The 23,361-nt window shown below is 65.1% G+C and carries 11 protein-coding genes; 8 read left to right on the top strand and 3 right to left on the bottom strand.

Features of this window, described 5'->3' with window-relative positions; genetic code table 11:
• The first annotated feature begins 172 nt into the window (after nucleotides 1-172).
• The 4 genes from F3J17_RS09785 (at nucleotide 173) to F3J17_RS09770 (ending at nucleotide 5,678) form a co-directional block, all read left to right on the top strand.
• Nucleotides 173-2,197, top strand: a complete 2,025-nt coding sequence (locus F3J17_RS09785; RefSeq protein WP_167056779.1) for a hypothetical protein — start codon at nucleotides 173-175, stop codon at nucleotides 2,195-2,197.
• A gap of 24 nt (nucleotides 2,198-2,221) precedes the next feature.
• Complete coding sequence (locus F3J17_RS09780; protein WP_167056776.1) at nucleotides 2,222-3,205, top strand: DUF6492 family protein; 984 nt, start codon at nucleotides 2,222-2,224, stop codon at nucleotides 3,203-3,205.
• Between the two features lie 343 nt (nucleotides 3,206-3,548).
• Nucleotides 3,549-4,763, top strand: a complete 1,215-nt coding sequence (locus tag F3J17_RS09775; RefSeq protein ID WP_167056773.1) for an Ig-like domain-containing protein — start codon at nucleotides 3,549-3,551, stop codon at nucleotides 4,761-4,763.
• Nucleotides 4,764-4,847: 84 nt separating this feature from the next.
• Nucleotides 4,848-5,678, top strand: a complete 831-nt coding sequence (locus F3J17_RS09770; RefSeq protein WP_167056770.1) for a Sir2 family NAD-dependent protein deacetylase — start codon at nucleotides 4,848-4,850, stop codon at nucleotides 5,676-5,678.
• On the opposite strand, the gene F3J17_RS09765 is transcribed toward F3J17_RS09770, so the two are convergent.
• Nucleotides 5,675-6,481, bottom strand: coding sequence for a hypothetical protein (locus F3J17_RS09765; RefSeq protein WP_167056767.1), 807 nt, complete (start codon nucleotides 6,479-6,481; stop codon nucleotides 5,675-5,677). The two genes, F3J17_RS09770 and F3J17_RS09765, sit on opposite strands and share 4 nt — an antisense overlap.
• A 266-nt stretch (nucleotides 6,482-6,747) precedes the next feature.
• On the opposite strand from F3J17_RS09765, the gene F3J17_RS09760 reads away from it, so the two are divergent.
• Entirely contained in the window at nucleotides 6,748-7,503 is a 756-nt protein-coding gene (locus F3J17_RS09760; RefSeq protein ID WP_167056764.1) for an SDR family oxidoreductase, read from the top strand.
• Between the two features lie 147 nt (nucleotides 7,504-7,650).
• Entirely contained in the window at nucleotides 7,651-8,394 is a 744-nt protein-coding gene (locus F3J17_RS09755; RefSeq protein ID WP_167056761.1) for a type IV toxin-antitoxin system AbiEi family antitoxin domain-containing protein, read from the top strand.
• A gap of 43 nt (nucleotides 8,395-8,437) precedes the next feature.
• Here F3J17_RS09755 and F3J17_RS09750 read toward each other — a convergent pair whose 3' ends face one another.
• The gene (locus F3J17_RS09750; RefSeq protein ID WP_167056758.1) at nucleotides 8,438-8,827 is read right to left on the bottom strand and encodes a BON domain-containing protein; all 390 of its coding nucleotides are present in this window, start codon (nucleotides 8,825-8,827) and stop codon (nucleotides 8,438-8,440) included.
• A gap of 284 nt (nucleotides 8,828-9,111) precedes the next feature.
• Between F3J17_RS09750 and adh the strand changes: the two genes are divergently transcribed.
• Together adh and F3J17_RS09740 are read left to right on the top strand one after the other, a co-directional pair.
• The gene (gene adh / locus F3J17_RS09745) at nucleotides 9,112-10,632 is read left to right on the top strand and encodes an aldehyde dehydrogenase (protein ID WP_167056755.1); all 1,521 of its coding nucleotides are present in this window, start codon (nucleotides 9,112-9,114) and stop codon (nucleotides 10,630-10,632) included.
• Between the two features lie 130 nt (nucleotides 10,633-10,762).
• Nucleotides 10,763-11,152 (top strand): DUF779 domain-containing protein, encoded by a 390-nt coding sequence (locus F3J17_RS09740; protein ID WP_167056753.1) that lies wholly within the window; start codon nucleotides 10,763-10,765, stop codon nucleotides 11,150-11,152.
• 97 nt (nucleotides 11,153-11,249) lie between these two features.
• On the opposite strand, the gene F3J17_RS09735 is transcribed toward F3J17_RS09740, so the two are convergent.
• On the bottom strand, nucleotides 11,250-22,745 hold the full coding sequence (locus F3J17_RS09735) for an autotransporter-associated beta strand repeat-containing protein (protein ID WP_345891159.1): 11,496 nt from the start codon (nucleotides 22,743-22,745) through the stop codon (nucleotides 11,250-11,252).
• Between the last annotated feature and the right edge of the window lie 616 nt (nucleotides 22,746-23,361).

Below are 23,361 nucleotides of genomic sequence, written 5' to 3'. Positions count from 1 at the left end.
GGAACCACAGCACATGGTTATTACAACTAGAACCAGGCCTGACCGCACAGCAGCAGTTGTTGATTTGACGATCCGGGATTATCTCAACACCTTTTTTTATTACCGCAAGATTGCAGCAGCGGTATTTCTTACCATTGTCACAATCGGGGTGGTGGTGGCACTGGCGGTGCCGATGCCCTATCGCGCTCAGGCGACGCTGCTCGTGCTGTTCGCGGGTTACTACGACCAGTCCAACAATACCAATGGCTCTGCCGGGCTGCAGCCCGCGGCCGGCCAGCTCGACAGTGTCGAAGCACAGATCCTCAGCAGCCCTGAACTCCATCGCGACGTCATCATTTCGAAATTGGGGCCGAGCGCAAGCGAGCGCGAAATCAACGCCCAACTGGGGGACTTCGAGCGTCGTCTGCACATCGAACAGAACGATCTCGCCAACACCATCCAGCTGAACTACTCGGATGCCGACCCGAAAGTCGCCGCCGATGCCCTCGCGCGCCTGCTCGACAAATACTTTCGCCGCCGCGCCACGATCTTTACTTCGGGTCGCGTCGACTTCCTGACCGGCGAGCGCGACGACGTCAAGGCCCAGCTCGATCGCGCCAACGCCGACCTGCTTACGTTCCAGAAAAAACACGGCATCGTCGATGTTGACGACCAGATCTCCCGCGCCGTGCAGCTCGAAAGCCAGCTCGTCCAGCACAAACTGGATAACGACACAAAACTCGCACAGGACAGGGGCGAACTGCAATCCATTCAGGCTTCGTCCAAAGGCGTGCACGCGACCATCCCGATCTACACCGACGATTCCGAAGCCGCGCACGCGCTGGATACGATGCAGCTTTCGCTGATGCAGCTGCAAACGCGTCGCGCCGATTTCGCCGCGCGTTACCTGCCGAACTCGCCGTTCGTGCAGCAACTCGACCAGCAAGTCAACGACATGCGCGCCAATATCGCGCGCCAGAAGCAGGAACTGGCCACGACCACGCGCCTGGGCCACAACGACTATTACGACGTGGTGCAGGGCAAACTGTCCTCACTGAATGCCAGCATCGCCGGCGAACTGGCGCTGCAACACGCGCTCGAAGAACAGATCAAGGACGCGCGCACGCGCCTGAAAAACCTCAGCGACATTTCGAGCCAGATGCGCCAGTTGCTGTCCAACCGCGACATCCTCGCGGACAGCTTCAAGGACCGCTCGCGCCAGGTCGAACAGGCAAAGATCCAGCAGGGCCAGGTCAGCCAGGTCAACAGCACGAACGTGCGCGTGATCCAGGCGCCGTTCCCGCCTTCGGTGCGCAGCATTCCGGCCAGCCTGATCGTCATGTCGGCGGTGGCCGCCGGGCTGGTGATCTCGGCGCTCGTCGTGCTGGTGCTCGCCAGCACGCGCGAAACTTTCCTGAGCCCGGAGCAGGTCGAGCGCTCGCTGTTGCTGCCAGTGCTGGCTGCACCGCTCATGCTCAGCGGCGCAGCCAGTGGCCGCCCGCGCGCCGGCACGCCAGGCCTCGCGACTGTCGAGCCGCCTGTCGTGAGCCGCCCCGCGCATCTGGCCTATGGCCGCATGATCGCCGCGATCAACGCGAGCACCGACGCGAACTCGAAGGTCGTGATGGCGCTGTCCTTCGGCAAGAACGATGGTCTGCAGGCCGTGATCCGCGGCCTCGCCGTCGAACTGGAAAACCGTTCGGCGAGGCCCGTGCTCGTGCTCGACATGGCATCCGCACCAGACGCGACGCCGCTTTATGGCCAGCCCGATGCGCAGGGCCTGCTGCCCTGGCCGGGTCACGCCGCCGCGCGCGATCGCGCCGCGAACGCCGGCGCCGATACCGCAACCGGGTCGCACGCCCTGAGCACGGACGGCCTGATCTACGAGCGCGTCGACGGCCACAATATCGTGGTGGCGCGCCCGCGTAACGGCATGTTCCCCGCGTCGTGGCAACAGACCCGCGAGCTTTTCGACGCGCTGCGCGCATCGCACGACTACATCGTGCTGCACGCGCCGCCCGCGAGCCAGTCGTTCGCCGGTGTCGAAAACGCCGCGCTGGCCGACGCGACCATCATGGCCGTGCGCGCCGAAGCCACCCGCAAGCCCGTGGCGCTGGGCCTGAAAACGCAGGTGCAGGACGCGGGCGGCCGACTGGTGGGTCTCGCGCTCACGCATCGTCGCGGCTATATTCCCGACTTCATCTACCGATTCTTCTAAATACCGGCGACAGACCGGAACACCATGGACCAAATCAGCGCGATCCTGCCGATCAAGACCCGGGGACGGCATTACGCCGACAACATCGGCCGCTGCGACATCCTGTTTTCGTCGCTGCGCCACTTCACCACGCCCGATACGTTTCATCGCATCGTGCTCGTCGTGCCGCACGAAGAAGTCGAGGAAGTCAAAGGCTATGCGAAGGCATGGGCGGATTTCCCGATCGTGGTGATCGACGAATCGCTCCATATGGGCATCTTCGCGGAGTTCTCGCAGCGCCATCAGATCCGCAACTGGCATCGCCAGCAGATCATCAAGCTCAACGCGCCCGAGTGGATCGAGACCGAATATTTCATCGTGTTCGACCCGGACTGCTTCGCCACGCATCCGTTCACGGCCCAGACGCTGGTGCCCGGCGGCCGCGCGCTCACGCACCGCGGGGCGCGCAACCTGCACCCGGATATCTGGCAAGCGTCGGCCAAACTGCTCAATGTCGATCCCGGCCTTGATCTCGACGGTCTCTGGTGGACCCCGACCATGCTCTCTCGCACGCTCTGCCTGAAACTGCATGAGCGCCTCGCGCAGATCCACGGCACCGACTGGCGCCGCGTACTGCTCGCCAACTATGCGGTGGACTGGACCGAATACACGCTGTACTGGCTCAACGCCTGCGAGCAGGGATTGGTCGATCAGTACCACACGTGGGCACAACCGGGCCAGCGTACGCTGCACGCCGCCGAAAGCGTCTGGTTCGCCAACGAAATGAAGGAATGGAACGCCGCGCAGCACTTCGCTGAAAACAGCGACGGCCTGTTTGCGGTGGTCCAGAGCAACACGCGCATTCCGCTGGAACAGGTCGTCGAGACACTGTCGCCGTATTTTCCGATCAGGATCCAGCCCTACGAGCGACACTTCGATGCCGCGCTCAAGGGCGCGGAACTCTACTCCGCGATTGCGCGGCGCGGGCTCAAACTGCTCAACAAAATGCGCGGCAGAGTGACGGCTTAAGTGTCAACTGTTGCGGGTGGTTGCTGCAGGCAACTGCGCCCATCGTCTTGCAAGAGCCGGCTGTCATCAGCCGGCTTTTTCATTTCCCGGTGCCCGTATGATGCGTGCACCCAGTCGTGCGACGCTTTGCCCCTCAATTTTTCCGCCATTCGTCCGATAAGACGAAGGTAGGCGCATTTCCATTCGATGGTGAGTGAGTAAAAAATTCCGGTCAATTTAATTGAATGGGCGATATTCGCCATTAAGGCAAACGTTTGCCATTTGATTAAAACGAATTATTCGCTCATCGAATTCGCCGAAAACTGAAAGAAGCGGAAATATTGAAAGGAGCAGGACCGTTTTGATGGGATTTAAAACACGACGCCATTTTTCGAGCACACTCGCAAGCGGCCTTGTCACGCTCACGGCGCTTGCCGCGCTAGCGGGCTGCGGTGGCGGTTCGAACGCCGCCGTTCTCACATCGGGCGCAACGGCCGCAGTGGCAGTCACCGGCGTCACGCTCTCGCCCAGCACGCTTTCGCTCACCGTCGCCAAATCGTCCAGCTTGACGGCCAGCGTGCAACCCGACGATGCCACCGATTCCGCGCTGACCTGGAGCAGCAGCGATTCCAGCGTCGCAACCGTAGCGAGCGGCGCCGTCACCTGCGCGGCAGTGGGCAGCGCGACGATCACGGCATCGACCAGCGACGGCCAGCAGGGCACGGCAAGCGTGACGTGCGTGAAGCCATTCGCGGTGTACGAATTCCTCAAACTGAAGTCGTATCAGGACGCAAGCGGCGTCAACACGATCTCGGATACATGGTTTCGCGGCCTCGGCATTACGCCGCTCAATCTGATCTATTCCAGCAAGCTGGTGACCTGCCCGCTCACCAGTTGCACCGACGAATACGTGGTCGATTCCACCAAGATCGCTACTGCGGCCGCCAGCGCGGACAGCACCGGCGGCACGCCCGTCTCGCTCGATCTGGAAGTGTGGGATACGAAGCGCTTCTACCCCACCGCGGCGACCGGCAACGGCCTGAGCATCGTGCAGAATCTGACCGAAGCGCTCACCGCGTTCAAGGCCGATAACCCCGGCGCGAGTGTGGGCCTCTATGCGGAAGTGCCGCAGAACACCTTCGGCTGGAGCGCGACAACCACCGCGACCTATGACGCGCTCAACCCGCAATATGCGTCGGTGGCCGCGCTGGTCGATTACTACAGCCCTTCGCTCTACAACTACGGCTACGACGGCACCGCCACCGGCGACGCGAACTGGAACAGCGCGGCGGTCTACGCCGTCGACCAGTCGCACGCCTTCGACACGCTCAACGGCACGTCGAAGAAAGTGCTGCCCTACATCACGCCCGTCTGGACCGATAGCAGCGGCGTGAGCGAGTTCCTTACCTACGACCAGATGATGTATCGGCTCAAGGCGCTGCGCAGCGCAGGCGCGGACGGCTGCGTGCTGTGGATCTCCAGCGGCCAGATCGATCCGTCCACCGGCAAGCTGCTCGTGATCGACACGACCTCGGGCTGGTTCAAGGCAGTGCTGGATTTCATGGCTTCGGCTGCCTGAGCAAACCTGACTCCGGACACGCAATGTCCCAATCCCCGTTCATACTGATCGAACCGCATCACGACGACGCATCACAGGACGGGTATGAACGCACAACAGCAACACACGATCGAGCAGGCTGCGCAGTGGATCGGCGCAGCGGACGGCCTGCTCGTCACCGCGGGCGCGGGCATGGGCGTCGATTCGGGACTGCCGGATTTTCGCGGCAACGAAGGCCTTTGGCGGGCCTATCCCGCCCTCAAGGCCAGCCGGATCGAATTCGAATCGATTGCGAATCCCGCCGCGTTTCGCGCGAATCCGCAACTCGCGTGGGGCTTCTATGGCCATCGCATGAAGCTGTATCGCGAGACGCAGCCGCATGGCGGCTTCGCGATCCTGCAACAGTGGGCGCGCGGTCTTGAGCATGGTGCGTTCGTTTTCACCAGCAATGTCGATGGCCAGTTCCAGCGTGCCGGTTTCGACGCCGAACGCGTCGTCGAATATCACGGCTCGATACATCATCTGCAGTGCTCAGTACCTTGCTGCGAAGATATCTGGGCCGCTGAGGCCTTCGATCCGCAGATCGACGCTCAGGCATGCCGGCTCGTGAGCGCGTTGCCGCGCTGTGCGCATTGCGGCGAGATGGCGCGGCCCAATGTACTGATGTTCGGCGACGCCGCCTGGCTGCCCGAACGCACCGATGCGCAGCTTGAACGTCTGGAAGCATGGCTTGGCAACGTCCGACGACCCGTTGTGATCGAAATGGGTGCGGGCACGAGCCTGCCGACCGTGCGGCGCTTCAGTGAACGCAATGGGCCGCGAGTGGTTCGCATCAATCCGCGCGAACCGCAGATCGATCCAGCCAGCGGCATCGGGATTCAGGGTGGCGCGCGACAGGTGCTGGAAGCCATCGACGCGCAACGGGGGCGCAGTTAGCCGCCAGACACGGCCGTTGCTGAATAATCGAGCAGCGCCCCAGCGTAGCGCCGGTACAACCATGCGGAGCACGTCCCGCCAACGCACAGCATGATGACCCAGACGGCGCCATTGAGCGCCGCCTCAACACTGCCCCATCCATGCTGCCGTGCCGGGCCCGCGGTGATCGAGAGGAACCACATAAGTATCGATGGCGGGCATGTCACCACCATCTGGGTCAACAGGATGCTCCAGCAATGCCCGCGCGTATCGATCCAGGCAGCGCGAAATTGCAACTCGCGCCCCACCGCAACGTGAGTGAATAAAAGACTGAGCCTGAAATACACGAAAATCATCGCACACGCGGCAATTGCGCCGCCGCCGCCGAGCATGAGCGGCACGAACAAAGGCGCAAGAACATGGTGTCGCGCCAGCACAAGCAGAAGTCCGTATGCGAGCGCCACGGCACATGCGGTCACGATCAGAAACGACACGATGAGCGCTGAATTCAGTCCAAGATAGCGCCAAAAAGGACGGCTCAAGAGCGGCCCATTACTCGCGGATGCGCCCAGCAGCGCGAAACGCGTGACCTGTATCGTGAGTGTCGAGAACACCGCCATTTTGGCCAGCTCAAATACGCTGTATGGAACATAAGCCAGAAGCCTGAATGGCGGGACGTCAACAGGAACCAGCGCGGTCTCGGCAAAAAACGTCAACCAAGCCAGTACGCAAAAAATCAGTAGCAGCACAGGTTGCGCCTTCACATAGCGCAAACCGTCGCGCCACGCGCCCTTCACACATTGCCCGAACGTAACCGGATTCATGCGCCGCCCCCTATGCGCCGCTTTGCCGGCGCTCTTATATGAACTGTCGTGTCAAGCTGTATGTCTCGTGCCCATGCGCACTGCGAGATACAGTTGAACGGATTCTGACACAAGGCCATTCAGGTGGTTCGGCAAGGCGTCCGATGCGCGCGGCGATTCGACATCGACTAAGCGTTCATCGACAATAATGCTTTGTGAGCCCTGCTTTCGCATTCTTATCGCGCATTTCACACATTGCTTACACCCCTCATACCTGAGCCCTGTCGATGAACGCTCCCCACCCCGTCGCCCTCGTCACCGGCTCGACTTCCGGCATCGGCATGGCGATCGCACGACGCCTCTCGCGCGAGGGCTACGCCGTCGTCCTGCATTCGCGCAGTTCCGCCGAAGCGGGCGAGGCGCTCGCCCGTGAACTCGCGCAGGAATCCGGGAAAGCGGCCTACATTCAGGCCGATCTCGCCGACGACGCCCAGCGCGTACGACTGATCCGCGAATCGATTGCGCTCTGGGGCAGGCTCGACGTGCTGGTCAACAACGCAGGCATCAGCCGCGTGATCCCGCACGACGATCTGGCCGCCGCCACCCCCGAGGTGTGGCACGAGCTTCACGAAGTCAACGTGGTCGCGCCGTTTCGCCTCGTGACCGAGGCGCAGGCAGCGCTGCGCGAAGCCGCCAGCAACGGCAAGCCCGGTTGCGTAGTCAACGTGAGTTCGCATGCGGGCGTGAGACCCAAAGGCGCGTCCATCCCTTACGCCGCAAGCAAGGCGGCGCTCAATCACGTCACCCGCCTGCTCGCGCTCTCGCTTGCACCGGAGATTCGCGTGAACGCCGTGGCGCCTGGCCTTGTCGATACGCCGCTCACGGCCGACTGGACCGGCGCGCAACAGCTCTGGAAAGACCGCTCGCCGATGCGCCGCGCCGCCACCCCAGACGACATCGCCCAGGCCGTCGCCATGCTGGTGGCTTCGGACTATCTGACCGGCGAAATCCTGCTCGCGGATGGCGGTTTGAACCTGACCTGAGGTTCAACTGAAGCACACACTCGCCGTCTCACCCGATTCATTCTTTTTTCTCTTCAAATACAAAATATACCCGGTTCGATTAAAATAAATCATGCGTGATCGAGCCTCTGGCCTGCCGGTCCGCCTGCAAAAAACTCATTCGGACACATGGCCAGCAAGACACTTTTACGCCTCATGGAAGGCGTCCCGCGCGGACAACCGCTCGACCCGCAGATGCTGCGCGATTGCGGCGTCAGCGCCCAGCAAACCACCTACTTCGTCAGCGCCGGCTGGCTGCAACGACTCTCCAAAGGCGCGTATCTGCTCGCGGGCGACATGCCCACGCGCGCGGGCGTGCTCGCGTATCTGGGGCGCCACGTCAGCGGTCTGCATATCGGCGGCAAGACCGCGCTCGACTGGCAAGGCGGGCGGCTGAGCATCGACGCACACGTGCGTTTCGCGCTCTGGGCCCCGCGCCCCTACGTCATGCCCGAATGGGCCGACGCGCATCTGCCCCATTGGCTGCAAACCACGCGTCTTTTCGACGACGCCTTGCCGTCCGGCCATGCCGTCGCGCCGCTGCCCAACCTCGATCCGTCGATTCTCGTTTCGCGGCCCGAACGCGCGCTGCTCGAACTCGCGAGCGATATTGGCAAGCGCGGCGGCAAAGGCCAGGCGCTCGACGAGGCGATGGCCATCGCGGCAAAGCTGCACGATCTGCGCCCAGCCGTGCTCGACCGCCTGCTGTCCCACTGCACGCGCGTGAAAGTGGTCAAGCTGGTGCGCGATCTGGGCGCGGCCAGCGGCCATGCGTGGGGCAAGGATCTGCAACGTCACGTCGACCGGCTCGGCCCCGGAAAACGCTGGTCGAGCAGCCGCAAGGGCGTGCCTGCCCTCAACCTCAAGGCCTGATCCCTGGCATCACTAATGAATCGCGCCTGATCCGCGCACTTCGTCAGCCATTGCCGCCATGAAACAGCGTGAGTTTGTTCGTCACCGACGTCACGCCCTGCACCGAGCGCGTCACGTCCTCGGCCTGGCGAATCTGATCGCCGCTGCGCACGGTGCCGCTCAACGTCACCGCGCCGTCACGCGCGCGCACGAACACGCCCGAGACGTCGAATCCCTGAGTCTTGCCGAGCGCTCGCCGCACCGCACGACCCAGTGCGCGATCGGCCTTGGTTGCGTGGCCGCTGTGCGCGGCAGGCGCGGCCGGGGCCGCGTCGTTCGACATCGGCATGCTGGCCGGCATGGCGTCGGATTGCGCATAGGCCGCCGTCGCGGATAGTGCAAGGGTCAGAGCGGCCGCAAGGCGAAAAGCAGGGCGAAAAGTTACCGTCTTCATGAGAGTCTCCAGGTGATCGACGTGGGGACGCGCGCCTTTTTTCTCCATCGCGCGCCGGTCGATATACGTACCGTACGCCGAAACGGACGCGCGCTCCTCCGGAGCGTCCATATGCGGTCCATTCGCGGTCCGTAAGCGGAGTCCACACGCTTGTGCAGCGCAAAATCAAAACTTCGGACGTCGGGCATCGACGGGCGTAGTATTCCTTGCGATACATCGCGACACCGCTTTTCCACGCAGGTTTTCCCCCTCACCATCGACGACATTTTGCGAGGAGCACGCCCATGAACCACGCAGAGCTGCAATATCTCACCACGGACTATCCGTACCGCAAGCAGTACGACAACTTCATCGGTGGACAGTGGATCAAGCCCGCGGGGGGCGAGTACTTCGACAATATTTCGCCGATCACGGGCGAGCCGTTCACTTCGATTCCGCGCTCACGCGAAGCCGACATCGAACTCGCGCTCGACGCAGCGCACAAGGCGAAGGACGCCTGGGGCAAGACCTCGCCCACCGACCGCGCCAACATATTGAGCAAGATCGCCGATCGCATGGAAGCCAATCTCATGCGCCTCGCCGTGGCCGAAACGATCGACAACGGCAAGCCGCTGCGCGAGAGCAGCGCCGCCGACATCCCGCTCGCCATCGATCATTTCCGCTATTTCGCCAGCGCGATCCGCGCGCAGGAAGGTTCGATCTCGCAGATCGACAACGACACCGTGGCTTACCATTTCCACGAACCGCTGGGCGTGGTCGGCCAGATCATTCCGTGGAATTTCCCGATCCTGATGGCCACCTGGAAGCTCGCGCCTGCGCTCGCGGCCGGCAACTGCGTGGTCCTCAAGCCCGCCGAGCAAACGCCCGCGTCCATCCTCGTGCTGATGGAACTGATTCACGACCTGCTGCCTGCGGGCGTGGTCAACGTGGTGAACGGATTCGGGCTGGAGGCCGGCAAGCCGCTCGCCTCGAACAAGCGCATCGCCAAGATCGCCTTCACCGGCGAGACCACTACGGGCCGCCTCATCATGCAGTACGCGAGCCAGAACCTGATTCCCGTGACGCTGGAACTGGGCGGCAAGAGCCCGAACATCTTTTTCGCCGACGTCATGGATCATGACGATAGTTTCATCGACAAGGCGCTCGAAGGCTTCACGATGTTCGCGCTCAATCAGGGCGAAGTCTGCACCTGTCCGTCACGCGCGCTGATCGACGAAAAGATCTACGACCGCTTCATGGAACGCGCGCTCAAACGTGTCGAAGCCATCCAGCAGGGTCATCCGCTCGACACGAAGACCATGATCGGGGCGCAGGCCTCGCAGGAGCAACTCGAAAAGATCCTCTCCTACCTCGATCTGGGCAAGCAGGAAGGCGCGCAATGTCTCACGGGCGGCGCACGCAATGCGCTCGATGGCGAACTGAAAAACGGTTACTACGTACAGCCAACCGTTTTTCGTGGACACAACAAGATGCGCGTGTTCCAGGAGGAAATCTTCGGCCCGGTTGTTTCGGTGACGACCTTCAAGGACGAGGAAGAAGCGCTGCAGATTGCCAACGACACGCTCTATGGTCTGGGCGCAGGCATCTGGACGCGCGACGGCACGCGCGCGTACCGCTTTGGCCGGGCGATCCAGGCCGGGCGTGTCTGGACGAATTGCTATCACGCGTATCCGGCTCACGCGGCGTTCGGCGGCTACAAGCAGTCCGGCATCGGGCGCGAAACGCACAAGATGATGCTCGACCATTACCAGCAGACCAAGAACATGCTCGTGAGCTATAGCGACAAGCCGCTCGGCTTCTTCTAACGGGCACGCATCAAGCCGGGAATCAAGCCGGGCATTAAGCCGATCAGGCACGCGCCTCGCCGCCCGGCGAGGCGCATTCGTTTTCAAGCAGGCGAATCAGGGAAATAGACAAAAACAAGGAGTGCAGATCATGACCGATGCAGTGCTTCGCGTCGTCGCAACGCCGGCTGCGGTCGCGCTGATTGAAAAGCTCGTCGCCGAGCACGGTGCGGTGCTGTTCCATCAATCGGGCGGATGTTGCGATGGCAGCGCGCCCATGTGCTTCCCCGCCAACGAATTCATGGTGGGCAGCGCCGATGTGAAGCTCGGCGAAATCGCGGGCGTGCCGTTCTACATGAGCGAATCGCAATTCGAGTACTGGCAGCACACGCAACTCATCATCGACGCCGTGCCGGGCAATGGCGGCATGTTTTCGCTCGAACGACCAAGCGGGTTGCGCTTTCTCACGCGCTCACGCCTCTACGACGATACCGAATCGGCGTGGCTCGACCAGCATCCCGTCGAGCGCGCGGCAAGCTGATCGCTCAGGCCCGCCGCGCGCGCTCACATGCTCCCCGAAGTCTCCCTGCGGTCTGCCTGATGGTCTCCCTGATGGCCTCCTTGCGCTTCGAATTGGATTAGAACCGCCAGGCAAGCCGTCCGCCGATCGCATTGTCGTGCGAGCCGCCGCCATACTGGCCGCTGTACGCGATACCCAGCGAGAGATTCTTCGCGAGATTCGCATCCACGCCCAGCTCGACCACCGCCGTATCACGCGCGATCGGCACGCCTGCCACCGAGAACGACGACCCGCCATCGACAAAGGCGAGCGTCGAAGCCGGCTGCGTGTTGCCGAAGGCATGCCGCCAGCCCGCCATGGCGTGCGCGCTGAGGCTCGCCAGCGGCAACTCGCCCAGACGCGTCGCGATGCGCAGACCCAGCGTCGAATAGCCGATGTTTTCGCTGTCGCCTTGCGCACGCAAGGCGCTCGATCCGCCGCTTTCCGTAAAGCCATCGGTATGCAGGTTGACGTAGGCGAGGCCCGCGAACGGCTCCAGCGCGAAGCGCTCGAACGGCAACGCATAGCCCACTTCGCCAAACACCTGCGCGGCCTTCGCATCGTAGTTCGCGCTGTCGTGGTCGCTATAGCCCGTGAAGGCCGGATAACGGTCTTCGCTCACGTCGTTCCAGGTGTAGGACGCACCCAGACGCACGCCCACCGGCCCGTACTGGGCGCCGCCGTAGAGCGCGACGTGGTACGTGTCCACCGAAGCCGACGAGTTCAGGCCGTTCTCCAGCGAGCTATGCGCGAAGCCGCCTGCCGCGCCCACGCGCCAGTTGTCGGACAGCGCCATGTCCGCGCCGCCGATCACGCCCGCCGAGGTACGGTCCAGCCCCGCGGAGTTGTCGTTGCCGGCAAGGCGGCTATCCGCGCCGTAACCCTGCGCCCAGACCACCGGCTGATACGGCCGCTGATCGACGCACGCCCCGGCGGAACCACCGCGCGCCGCGTCCGACTGCCCCACCGACATCGCGCCCTGGCTCATGCGCTGATCGCACAGCGCCGGGCCGCCGCCCAGCGCGGACAGCGAGCCATTCGAAGGCGCAAGCCCCTGACGCAGACGGTCGGTGACGGCGTCGCGCAGATAGCGCGTATCGAGCAGGAACACGGTTTTGGCATCGGCGATCAACTGGCCGTCCACCATATTGAAGGCCTGACGCGCGCTCTCGACATCGCCCGAAGTCACTGCCGCGAGGAGCGGCGCAGTGACCGGCATGCTGCCGATTGCCGTCGCCACGCTCAACTGGTTCGGCGAGGTTGCGGCCGAGCTGAGCGCCGCGCCGTTCGGCGTGAAGCCCAGCGTGACGGTGTTCGAGCCGTAGCTGAGCGTCGGCGTGAGGAAAGGCAGATTCGAGGTGACACCCGTGAAGGTGCCGCTGACGCCATTGGCCGCCGTGACGATGGGATATTGCGTCGACGGCGTATAGACGCCCGGGCTCGCCGTGACCGTGACCGTGCCGCCGTTGATGGTCGTCGTGCCGCCCGCGGCGATCTTGCCGCTCTGTTGCGCGGTGGTGGAGACCTGCAGCGTCGAGCCTGATTCGAACGTGACGTTTCCGCCCACGTTGAGGCTCGAACCCGGCGTAGAAGCCGCCGCCGTGCCGCCGTTCTGCACGATCAGACCGCCAACCGTGCCGGTGCCCGTGAGCGTGCCGCCCGACTGCACGGTCACCGTCGAGTTGGCCGCCGAACCGCTCACCGCGAGCGTGCCGCCCGCGATCGTGGTCGGGCCGCTGTAGCTGTTGGTGCCCGAGAGCGTGAGCGTCGAACCCGTGCCTGCCTTGGTAAGCGAGCCGCTGCCCGCGAGCGTGCCGCCAAAGCTGCCGCCGCCGTTCACGGTGAGGCCGGAATTGCCGAGATCGAGCGTCGATCCCGCCACGCCATCGAGCGAGCCAAGCGTCACCGCAAGCGGCGCACCGCCCGCTACACCCAGCGCCAGCGTGCCGCCGTTCATCGTCAGTCCACCCGTGCCCAGCGCGCCGTTCGAGCCGAGCGTGAGCGTGCCCGAATTGACCGTCGTGCCGCCCGCGTAGCTGTTGTCGCCGGTAAGTGTGAGCCCGGCCTGGCCGTTCTTCACGATGCCGCCCGTACCGGAGATCACGCCGGAGAGCACGGTGTCGGCGCTGCCGCCGATGGTTGCGCCCGCATCGAGTGCGATGGCGTTGGCGAGGTTGACGGCCGTGGAAGCATCGAGCGTGGCCGGCGCCGACACCGTAAGCGTGCCCGTGCCCAGCGCCGCGTCGTTGCCCGCGATGAGCGTGCCGCCCGAGAGCGTGGTGCCGCCGCTAAACGTGTTGGCGCCGCTGAGCGTCTGCGTGCCCGCACCCGCCTTGACGATGCCGCCCGCGCCCGAAATCGTGCCGCCGAAACTGCCGTCCGCGCCGCCGCCGAGCGTGAGCGTGCTGCCGCCAAGCGTGACGTTGCTGCCCGTGACTCCCGAGATCGAGCCGATCGTCGGCGTCGCGCCACTGGCCGCGCCGCTCACGTCGAGCGTCGTACCGGCATTGGCGAGGTTCACGCTGGTCGACGAAGACAGCGTGCCGTTGCCCGCCAGCGCCAGCGTGCCGCCATCGACGGTCGTGGCTCCCGTATAGGTGCTCGCGCCCGTGAGCGTCTGCGTGCCGCTGCCCGTCTTGTCGATGCCGCCCGCGCCCGAAATCGTGCCGCCGTAGCTGCCGTCGCCGCTATTGCCGAGCGTGAGCGAGTTTCCGCCCAGCGCGACGGTCGTGCCGTCCACGCCATTGAGCACGCCGATGGTGGGCGCGCCTGTGGCCGCACTCACGTCGAGCGCGGCGCCCGCGTTGGCGAGCGTGACGTCGCTCGACGACGACAGCGTGCCGTTGCCCGCCAGCGCCAGCGTGCCCGCGTTCACCGTGGTCGTGCCCGTGAAAGTGTCCGCGCCGCCCAGCGTCAAGGTGGCCGCGCCGTTTTTCGTGAGGCCGCCCGCGCCCGAGACCGTGCCGTTGAGCGTGAGATCGTTCGACCCGGCCACGTTGAGCGTATTGCCGAGCGTCACGTCGTTGCCCAGTGTGGTCGCCGTGGTGCTGTCGAGCGTCGCCGCACCCGTCACGTTGAGCGCGCCGCTGCCCAGCGCCGCGTCGTTGCCCACATCGAGCGTGCCCGAAGCGAGCGTCGTGCCGCCCGAGTAGGTGTTCGCGCCCGTGAGCGTTTCGCTGCCGCTGCCCTGCACGACGATGCCGCCCGTACCCGCAATCGTGCCGCCGAAAGTGGCGTTGCTCGCATCGCCGATCGCGAGCGTATTGCCGCCCAGGTTGACCGTGCCGCCCGCGACGCCGTTCAGCGCGCCTATCGTCTGCGGACCGCTGGTGTTGCTCGCGCCGCTGATATCGAAAGTCGTGCCCGCGTTGGCCAGATTCACGCCGCCGGTGCCGGCAAGCGAGCCGCCCGCGCCGAGCGCGAGCATGCCCGCGTTGATCGTCGTGCCGCCCGTGAAGGTGTTCGCGCCCGTGAGCGTTTCCGTGCCCGCACCGGCCTTGACGATGCCGCCCGTACCCGTGAGCGCGCCGCCGAAGGTCGCGTCGCTGCCGTCGCCGAAGGTCAGCGTATTGCCGCCCAGCGCCACGGTGCTGCCGCCCACGCCGCTCAAAGCACCGATGGTCTGGTTTGCACCCGCGTTGCTGATATCGAAGGTGGTGCCGCTATTGGCGAGCGTCACCGCGCCGGTGCTGGCGAGCGAACCGCCTGCGCCAAGCGCCAGCGTCCCAGCGTCGATAGTCGTGCCGCCCGTGTAGGTGTTGCTGCCCGTGAGCGTTTCCGTGCCGCTGCCGATCTTCGTCAGGCTGCCGCTACCGCCGATGGAGCCGGTGTACGTGCCATCGGTCGCGCTGCCGAGCGTGAGATCGTTGCTGCCCAGATTCACCGTGCCTCCGCCGGTCAGCGTGCCGAACTGCTGCTGCCCGTTGCCTGCCGAAAGATCGAAGGTCGCGCCATCGGCGACATCGACAATGCCCGTCGAGGCGAGGCTTGCGTTCGCCCCCAGCGCGAGCGTGCCCGAGTTGATCAGCGTGCCGCCCGTGTAGGTGTTGCTGCCGTTGAGCGTGAGCGTGGCCGCGCCGTCCTTGGTGAGGCCGCCCGCGCCAGACAGCGCGCCGTTGAGCGTGAGGTCGTTGCTGCCGAGCACCGTGAGGCCGCTGTTGAGCACGAAATCGTTGCCGAGCGTCGTGGCCGTGGTGCTGTCGAGCGTCGCGTCGCCGCTCACCGTGACGGCTCCCGTGCCCAGCGCCGAGTTGTTGCCAACCACGATGCCGCCCGCGTCTATCGTCGTGCCGCCGCTATACGTGTTCGCGCCGGTGAGCGTTTCCGTTCCGCTGCCCTGCTTGACGATGCCGCCCGTGCCGCTGATCGTGCCGTCGAAGCTCTGGTTGCCCGAATCGCCGAAAGCGAGCGTGTTGCCGCCCAGGCTCACCGTGCTGCCGCCCGCGCCGCTCAATGCGCCGATGGTCTGCGCGCCGCTTGCACCGCTGATGTCGAAGCCCGCGCCACTGTTCGCAAGCGTCACCGCGCCGGTGGAGGCGAGCGAACCGCCTGCGCCTATCGCCAGCGTGCCCGTGTTGACCGTCGTGCCACCGGTATAAGTGTTCGCGCCCGTGAGCGTCTGCGTGCCGCTGCCCTGCTTGACGAGGCCGCCCGTGCCACCAATCGATCCGCCAAACGCACTGTTGTTAGCACTACCAAGCGTGAGTGTCGTGCCGCCAAGCGCAACCGTGCTGCCGCTCACGCCATTCAGTGCGCCGATGACCGGCGTACCCGTGGCCGCGCTCACGTCGAGCGTCGCGCCCGCGTTGGCAAGATTCACGTCGCTCGACGACAGCGTGCCGTTGCCCGCCAGCGCCAGCGTGCCGTCATCGACTGTGGTCGTACCGGTGAGCGTGTTCGCGCCGGTGAGCGTTTCAGTGCCACTGCCCGCCTTGACGATGCCGCCCGTACCCGCAATCGTGCCGCCAAAGGTCTCATTGCCTGCATCGCCGAAGGTCAGCGTATTGCCGCCCAGCGCCACCGTGCTGCCGTCCGCGCCGCTCAATCCTGCGATGGTCTGCACCGCGCCCGCATTGCCGATGTCGAAGATCGTGCCCGCGTTGGCGAGATTGACGCCGCCCGTCGCCGCCAGCGAGCCGCCCGCGCCAATCGCCAGCGTGCCCGCGTTGATCGTCGTGCCGCCCGTGAAAGTGTTGACGCCAGTCAGCGTGGCCGTACCGCCGCCTTGCTTGACGATGCCGCCCATGCCTTGCAGCACGCCGCCAAACGTCTCGTTGCCCGCATCGCCGAAGGTGAGTGTGTTCGCGCCCAGCGTGACCGTGCTGCCGCCCACGCCGCTCAGGCCGCCGATGGTCTGCCCGCCGCTGCTGTTGCTTGCGCCGCTGATATCGAAACCCGTGCCGCTATTGGCAAGATTGACCGCGCCGGTCGACGCCAGCGAGCCGCCTGCGCCCAGCGCGAGCGTGCCCGCGTCGATGGTCGTGCCGCCCGTGAAGGTGTTCGCGCCCGTGAGCGTTTCCGTGCCGGTGCCAATCTTCGTGAGGCTGCCGCTACCGCCGATTGCACCGCTAAATGTGCCGTCGGCGGCGCTGCCCAGCGTGAGATTGTTCGCGCCCAGCAACACCGTGCCGCCGCCGGTCAGCGTGCCAAATTGCTGCTGGCCGTTGCCCGCCGAAAGATCGAAGGTCGCGCCCGTCACCACATCGACGATGCCGCTTGCCGCGAGACTCGCGTTCGCCCCCAGCGCCAGCGTGCCCGAGTTGATCGTGGTGCCGCCCGTATAGGTATTCGCGCCGTTGAGCGTGAGCGTAGCCGCGCCGTTCTTGGTGAGGCTGCCCGTGCCTGCGAGCACGCCGTTGAGGGTGACGTCGTTGCTGCCCGCCACCGTCAACCCGCCGTTCAGGATGAAGTCGTTCGCAAGCGCCGTGGCGGTTGAACTGTCGAGCGACGCCGCGCCGCTCACCGTGACCGCGCCCGTGCCCAATGCCGCGTTATTGCCCACCACGAGCGTGCCCGCGTCGAGCGTGGTGCCGCCGGTGTAGGTATTCGCGTTATTCAGCGTCAGCGTGGCCGCGCCGTTCTTCGTGAGGCTGCTCGCGCCCGATAGCACGCCGTTGAGCGTTAGGTCGTTGCTGCCCGCTACGTTCAACGCGCTGTTGAGCGTGAGGTCGTTGGCGAGCGTGCTTGCGGTCGATGCATCGAGCGTCGATGCACCATTCACCGTCAACGCGCCCGTGCCCAACGCCGCATCGTTGCCCACCAGCAGCGCGCCCGCATTGAGCGTGGTGCCGCCGGTGTAGGTGTTGGCGTTGTTCAACGTGAGCGCGGCCGCCCCGTTCTTCGTGAGGCTGCCCGCGCCGGACAGCGTACCGCCGAGCGTGAGGCCATTGCTGCCCGCCACGTTCAACGCGCTGTTGAGCGTGACGTCGTTGGCGAGCGTGCTTGCGGTCGATGCATCGAGCGTCGATGCGCCGTTCACCGTCAACGCGCCGGTTCCCAGCGCCGCATCGTTGCCGACGATCAGTCCGCCCGCGTTGAGCGTCGTCCCGCCGCTGAAGGTATTCGCGCCGTTGAGCGTCTGCGTACCCGTGCCGTTCTTGACGATGCCACCCGTGCCACCAATGACGCCGCCAAACGTAGCGTTACCCGCATCACCGAAAGCGAGCGTATTGACACCGAGGTTCACGCCGCTGCCCGCTACGCCATTGAGTGCACCGATGGTCTGCGCGCCGCCCGCATTGCTGATATCGAATGCCGTGCCCGTATTGGCGAGATTGACGCCGCCCGTGGCCGCGAGTGAACCGCCCGCGCCGATGGCGAGCGTGCCCGCGTCGATGGTCGCGCCACCTGTGTAGGTGTTCTCGCCGGTGAGCGTGGCCGTGCCGCTGCCTTGCTTGATAATGCCGCCCGCGCCTTGCAGCACGCCGCCGAAGGTCTCGTTGCCTGCATCGCCGAAGGCGAGTGTATTCGCGCCCAGCGTGACGGCGCTGCCGCTCGCGCCGCTCAATGCACCGATGGTCTGCGCGCCGCTTGCACCGCTGATGTCGAAGCCAACGCCCGCGTTGGCGAGATTGACGCCGCCCGTCGTCGCCAGCGAGCCGCCTGCGCCGAGCGCGAGCGTGCCCGCGTCGATGGTCGTGCCGCCCGTGAAGGTGTTCGCGCCCGTGAGCGTCTGCGTGCCGCTGCCCTGCTTGACGATGCCGCCCGTGCCGCCAATCGATCCACCAAACACACCGTTGTTAGCACTACGAAGCGTGAGTGTCGTGCCGCCAAGCGCAACCGTGCTGCCACTCACTCCATTCAGTGCGCCGATGACCGGCGTGCCCGTCGCCGCGCTTGCGTCCAGTGCCGCGCCCGCGTTGGCAAGATTCACATCGCTCGACGACAGCGTGCCGTTGCCCGCCAGCGCCAGCGTGCCGTCATCGACTGTGGTCGTACCGGTGAGCGTATTCGCGCCCGTGAGCGTTGCGGTGCCGCTGCCCGCCTTGACGATGCCGCCCGTACCCGCAATCGTGCCGCCAAAGGTCTCGCTGCCTGCATCGCCGAAGGTCAGCGTATTGCCGCCGAGCGTTACGGTGCTTCCGCCGACACCGCTCAATCCCGCGATGGTCTGCGCCGCTCCCGCATTGCCGATGTCGAAGGTCGTGCCCGCGTTGGCGAGATTGACGCCGCCTGTCGCCGCCAGCGAACCACCCGCGCCAAGCGCCAGCGTGCCCGCGTTGATCGTCGTGCCGCCCGTGAAGGTGTTCGCGCCCGTGAGCGTCTCGGTCCCGCTACCCGCTTTGACGATGCCCCCTGTGCCTTGCAGCACGCCGCCAAACGTCTCGTTGCCCGCATCGCCGAAGGTGAGCGTGTTCGCGCCCAGCGCGAGCGCGCTGCCGCCCACGCCGCTCAGTGCGCCGATCGTCTGCGCCCCGCTGGCGTTGGCGATGCTGAAGGTCGCGCCCGCATTGGCGAGATTCACGCCGCCCGTCGCCGCCAGCGATCCTCCCGCGCCCAGCGCGAGCGTGCCAGCGTTGACCGTCGTACCGCCCGTATAGGTGTTCGCGCCGTTGAGCGTAAGCGTGGCCGCGCCGCTCTTGGCCAGACTGCCTGCACCCGAGATCGGACCGGACAGCGTCAGCGCATTGGAACCCAGCACGCTCAAACCGCCATCGAGCACGATGCCGTTGGCGAGCGTGAGCGCGCTGCTGTTGTCGAGCGAGGCCGGGCCGCCCACGGTGAGCGCGCCCGTACCCAGCGCCGACGCATTGCCCAGCACGAGGCCGCCCGCATTGAGCGTAGTGCCGCCGCTGAAGGTATTTGCGCCGGTGAGCGTCTGCGTGCCGCTACCCTGCTTGACGATCCCGCCCGTGCCCGTGATCGCACCACCGAAGGCAGCGTTGCCCGCATCGCCGAAACTCAGCGTATTCGCGCCCAACGCGAGCGTGCTGCCGCTCGCACCGCTCAGCGCGCCTATCGTCTGGTTCGCGCCCGCCGCACTGATATCGAACGTTGCGCCTGCATTGGCGAGATTGACCGCGCCCGTCGACACCAGCGCGCCGCCTGCACCCAGCGCCAGCGTCCCCGCGTTGACGGTTGTTCCGCCCGTATAGGTATTGACGCCCGACAGCGTCTGCGTAGCGCTCCCCTGTTTGACGAGACCGCCCGTGCCACCGATGGCGCCCGCGAAAGCGCTATTGACCGCACTGCCGAGCGTAAGCGCATTGCCGCCCAATGCGACCGTGCTGCCCGCGACGCCGTTGAGCGACCCGATGCTGGCCGCGCCTGTGGCGGCGCTGATGTCGAACACGCTGCCCGCATTGGCAAGATTCAGGTTCGAAGCCACACCCAGCGCGCCCGTTCCCGAAAGCGCAAGCGTGCCCGCATTGACCGTCGTGGCGCCCGTATAACTGTTCGCACCACTGAGCGTCTGCGTGCCACTGCCTTGCTTGACGATGCCGCCAGTCCCGCCGATAGCACCCGCAAAGGTCTGATTGCCCGCACCGCCAAACGTGAGCGTATTCGCGCCCAGCGCCACCGTCGTGCCCGCGACGCCAGCCAGCGCGCCTATCGTCTGGTTGCCGGCCGCGCCGATATTGAACGATGCGCCGGTGCCGCCCAACGTTACGCCGCCCGTGCCGGCAAGACTGCCGCCCGCGCCAAGCGCCAGGGTGCCTGCATTGATGAGCGTGCCGCCCGTATAGGTATTCGCGCCGGTGAGCGTTTGCGTACCGCTGCCCTGCTTGACCAGCGCGCCCGTGCCGCCAATCGTTCCGGCAAAGGTCTGACTGGTGGCGTCGCCGAACGTGAGCGCATTCGCGCCGAGCGCCACAGCGCTACCCGCCACGCCGGACAACGCGCCAATCGTCTCTCCCGCGCCCGCGTTGCTGATGTCGAAGGTGGTGCCGCTATTAGCAAGCGTCACCGCCCCCGTTGAGGCGAGCGACCCGCCCGCTCCAAGCGCGAGCGTGCCTGCGTCGATCGTCGTGCCGCCCGTATAACTATTCGCACCACTGAGCGTTTGCGTACCACTGCCTTGCTTGACGATACCGCCCGTACCGCTTATCGCGCCTGCATAGCTCTGGTTGGTGGCATCGCCGAATGTCAGCGCGTTCGTGCCGAGTAACACGCTCGAACCCGTCACACCCGCAAGTTCCCCGATGGTTCGCGCGCCCGTCGCCGCGGCAATCGAAAACGCCGTGCCGCTGGCTGCCAGATTGACCGCGCCTGTCGAAGCGAGCGCACCGCTGCCCGACAGCGCGAGCGTGCCGCCATTGACCGTGGTACCGCCCGTGTAGGTGTTCACACCCGTCAGCGTCTGCGTGCCGCTGCCCTGCTTCACGAGACCGCCTGTACCGCTTGCCACGCCGCTGAAGGTCGGGTTTGTCGCATCGCCAAAGGTCAGCGTGTGCGCGCCCAGGGACACATTACCCGCGCCAGACAGCGCGCCCACAGTCTGGTTCGCGCTTGCCGCGCCGATATCGAAGGTCGCACCCGAGGCCACGTTGAGCGCCCCCGTCGGCGCCAGTGCGCCGCCCGCGCCGATCGCGAGCGTGCCCGCGTTGATTGTCGTGCCGCCCGTGTACGTGTCGATGCCGGTCAGCGTCACCGTCGCCGCGCCGTTCTTGACGAGCGCGCCGGTGCCCGCGACCACGCCGGACAGCGTGAGCGCATTGCTGCCGCCGAGCGTCAGCGTGTTCGCGCCCAGATTGACGGCATTGCCGACCGACAGCCCCGCCGTGCTGCTGTCGAGCGTGCCCGCGCCACCCAGCGTCAGCGCGCCCGTGCCCAGCGCCGCATTGTTGCCAACGACGATCGAGCCTGAATTGAGCGTCGTGCCGCCCGAATACGTGTTAGCCGCCGCGAGCGTGAGTGCGCCCGTGCCCGACTGCGTCAGCGTGCCGGTCCCTGAAATCACGCCCGACAACGTAAATGGATTGGATCCCGAAGCAATCAGGCCGCCCGTCCCCAGCGAAATCGTGTTGGCGATAATGAGCCCCGCCGCGCTGCTTTGCAGCGCTCCGCCCGTCGCCGTGATCGTGCCGGTGCCCAGTCCCTGGGCATTGTCGAGAATCGCCGTGGCGGCCGCACCGAGTGTCGCATCGGCCGCGCTGGACGCACCGCTCAAGGTCCAGCTTCCGCTATCGATGGCCAGGTGATTGAAGTTGATGTAGTTGGTCAGCGTGATCGAACCCGTCGCCGGTCCGCCCGTATCTTGTTGCAGATGCAACGTATTGTTGCCGCCTGCGCCACCATCCACGTAACCGGCCTGCGCGAAGCCCAGCGTCAACCCTGCTATGCCGAGCACGTCTAGCGAAGCACCCGCGCCAGGCGTCACCGACGATCCCGTGCGCGCATAGAAGGTATTGGCGCTGCCCGCGCCCATCGACACGCTGCCGATAATGCTGCCCGCGTTGGTGAACGTGTTGCCCGTGCCCGCCGTCGACGAAGCCTGCAGGCCGACGCGGCCCGTGATGGTGCCGCTGTTGGTGAAGTTGACCTGGCTGCCGCCATACACGGCCACCGACGTGCGATCGCCCGGCGCGATCGACACGCCCGCAATCGACGCCGATCCGATAGTGCCCGTATTGGTGATGTTGGTGACGCCGCCCGCACCGTTCTGCACTGCAAGCGCAAGCCCGGTGAGACTTGCCACGTTGAGCGTAACCGCGCCCATCGTGCCGTTCAGCGTGCCCGAATTGGTGATATTGACCGTGCTGGCATTGCTGTTGCCGATGACGGTGCCGCTCGACAGAATACTGAGCACGCCGAGCAGCGATGGATCGACCGTGCCCGCGTTGTTCAGCGTGACGTTGTTGCCGGTAAGCGAAAGCGCCGTCCCGCCGACACCCAGCAGCACCCCCACGCCCGCTCCCGATGCGATGTTGACGGTCTGATTATTCGTAGTGCTTGCAAAATTGGGAGCAAGCGGATTGGCCGCCCCCGTACAATTCACCGTTGAACCGCTGATCGCACAGGTGGCATAGGCATCGCTCGCCGCCACACCCATCACGACCCCCACTGCGATCACCTGCCCCAGCGCATGGATCGCCCCGCGTTGCAGCCGCCTGCCCGTCCCGGTCGATTCGCTCACGGCGTTTCCCCTCGGAATTAGTCGAACCGCTCTCTCTCAATCGAAATTTTTAAAATCGTCTTTGATGTCTTGCTGTATGCATTAAACGCTTCGCATTCCTGATGTATGACCGCGACCCGCCCGGTCAACGAATGACAGGCTGGCAGGACGCCGGTACAGGCGTCGGGGTGATGCAATCTCCGTCAGGCGTCGCCCTGAACCGAGGCGTGCACGAACCCGCGGCGCCAGTGCAGGCGCCGTCCGGATCGAGGCATGACGGATCGACCGGAATGTCGGTCGGACAACAACTAGAAGGGAGCTTCGGGGAGCTTCATGGAACGCGCCTCCTGTGAGCCGCTCTGGAAGAACGGGTCAGTACATACAATTGGCTTTCGTCCTGAGGATAGACAACTTCTTACCGTCTTTTCAAGCTTTAAATCATGATTTAAATCGATTTCTGCGATACGCATAAAACACCGGTAATTATGGTGTTGCGTTTTGCATGAAAGGTATTAATGACGCTTTTAACTTGCGTTTTAAATGCCTTTAAATCTATCGGAAATGAAATTTGAAACGCATGTCGAGCGACGACAAACGCAGGCATGGCCGTTGCGCGAGCAACGGCATGTCGTGACAG

Origin of the sequence: Burkholderia sp. Ax-1719 (assembly GCF_011753055.1) — a bacterium.
Taxonomy (GTDB): Bacteria; Pseudomonadota; Gammaproteobacteria; order Burkholderiales; family Burkholderiaceae; genus Paraburkholderia.
Note: the sequence above shows the minus strand (reverse complement) of the source record. Positions and strands in the feature narration are given on the sequence as shown.

Excerpts from the sequence above, each read along its gene's own strand:
- F3J17_RS09785 (WP_167056779.1), top strand. The coding sequence starts at position 173 with ATGCCCTATCGCGCTCAGGCGACGCTGCTCGTGCTGTTCGCGGGTTAC.
- F3J17_RS09780 (WP_167056776.1), top strand. The coding sequence starts at position 2,222 with ATGGACCAAATCAGCGCGATCCTGCCGATCAAGACCCGGGGACGGCAT.
- F3J17_RS09775 (WP_167056773.1), top strand. The coding sequence starts at position 3,549 with ATGGGATTTAAAACACGACGCCATTTTTCGAGCACACTCGCAAGCGGC.
- F3J17_RS09770 (WP_167056770.1), top strand. The coding sequence starts at position 4,848 with ATGAACGCACAACAGCAACACACGATCGAGCAGGCTGCGCAGTGGATC.
- F3J17_RS09765 (WP_167056767.1), bottom strand. The coding sequence starts at position 6,481 with ATGAATCCGGTTACGTTCGGGCAATGTGTGAAGGGCGCGTGGCGCGAC.
- F3J17_RS09760 (WP_167056764.1), top strand. The coding sequence starts at position 6,748 with ATGAACGCTCCCCACCCCGTCGCCCTCGTCACCGGCTCGACTTCCGGC.
- F3J17_RS09755 (WP_167056761.1), top strand. The coding sequence starts at position 7,651 with ATGGCCAGCAAGACACTTTTACGCCTCATGGAAGGCGTCCCGCGCGGA.
- F3J17_RS09750 (WP_167056758.1), bottom strand. The coding sequence starts at position 8,827 with ATGAAGACGGTAACTTTTCGCCCTGCTTTTCGCCTTGCGGCCGCTCTG.
- adh (WP_167056755.1), top strand. The coding sequence starts at position 9,112 with ATGAACCACGCAGAGCTGCAATATCTCACCACGGACTATCCGTACCGC.
- F3J17_RS09740 (WP_167056753.1), top strand. The coding sequence starts at position 10,763 with ATGACCGATGCAGTGCTTCGCGTCGTCGCAACGCCGGCTGCGGTCGCG.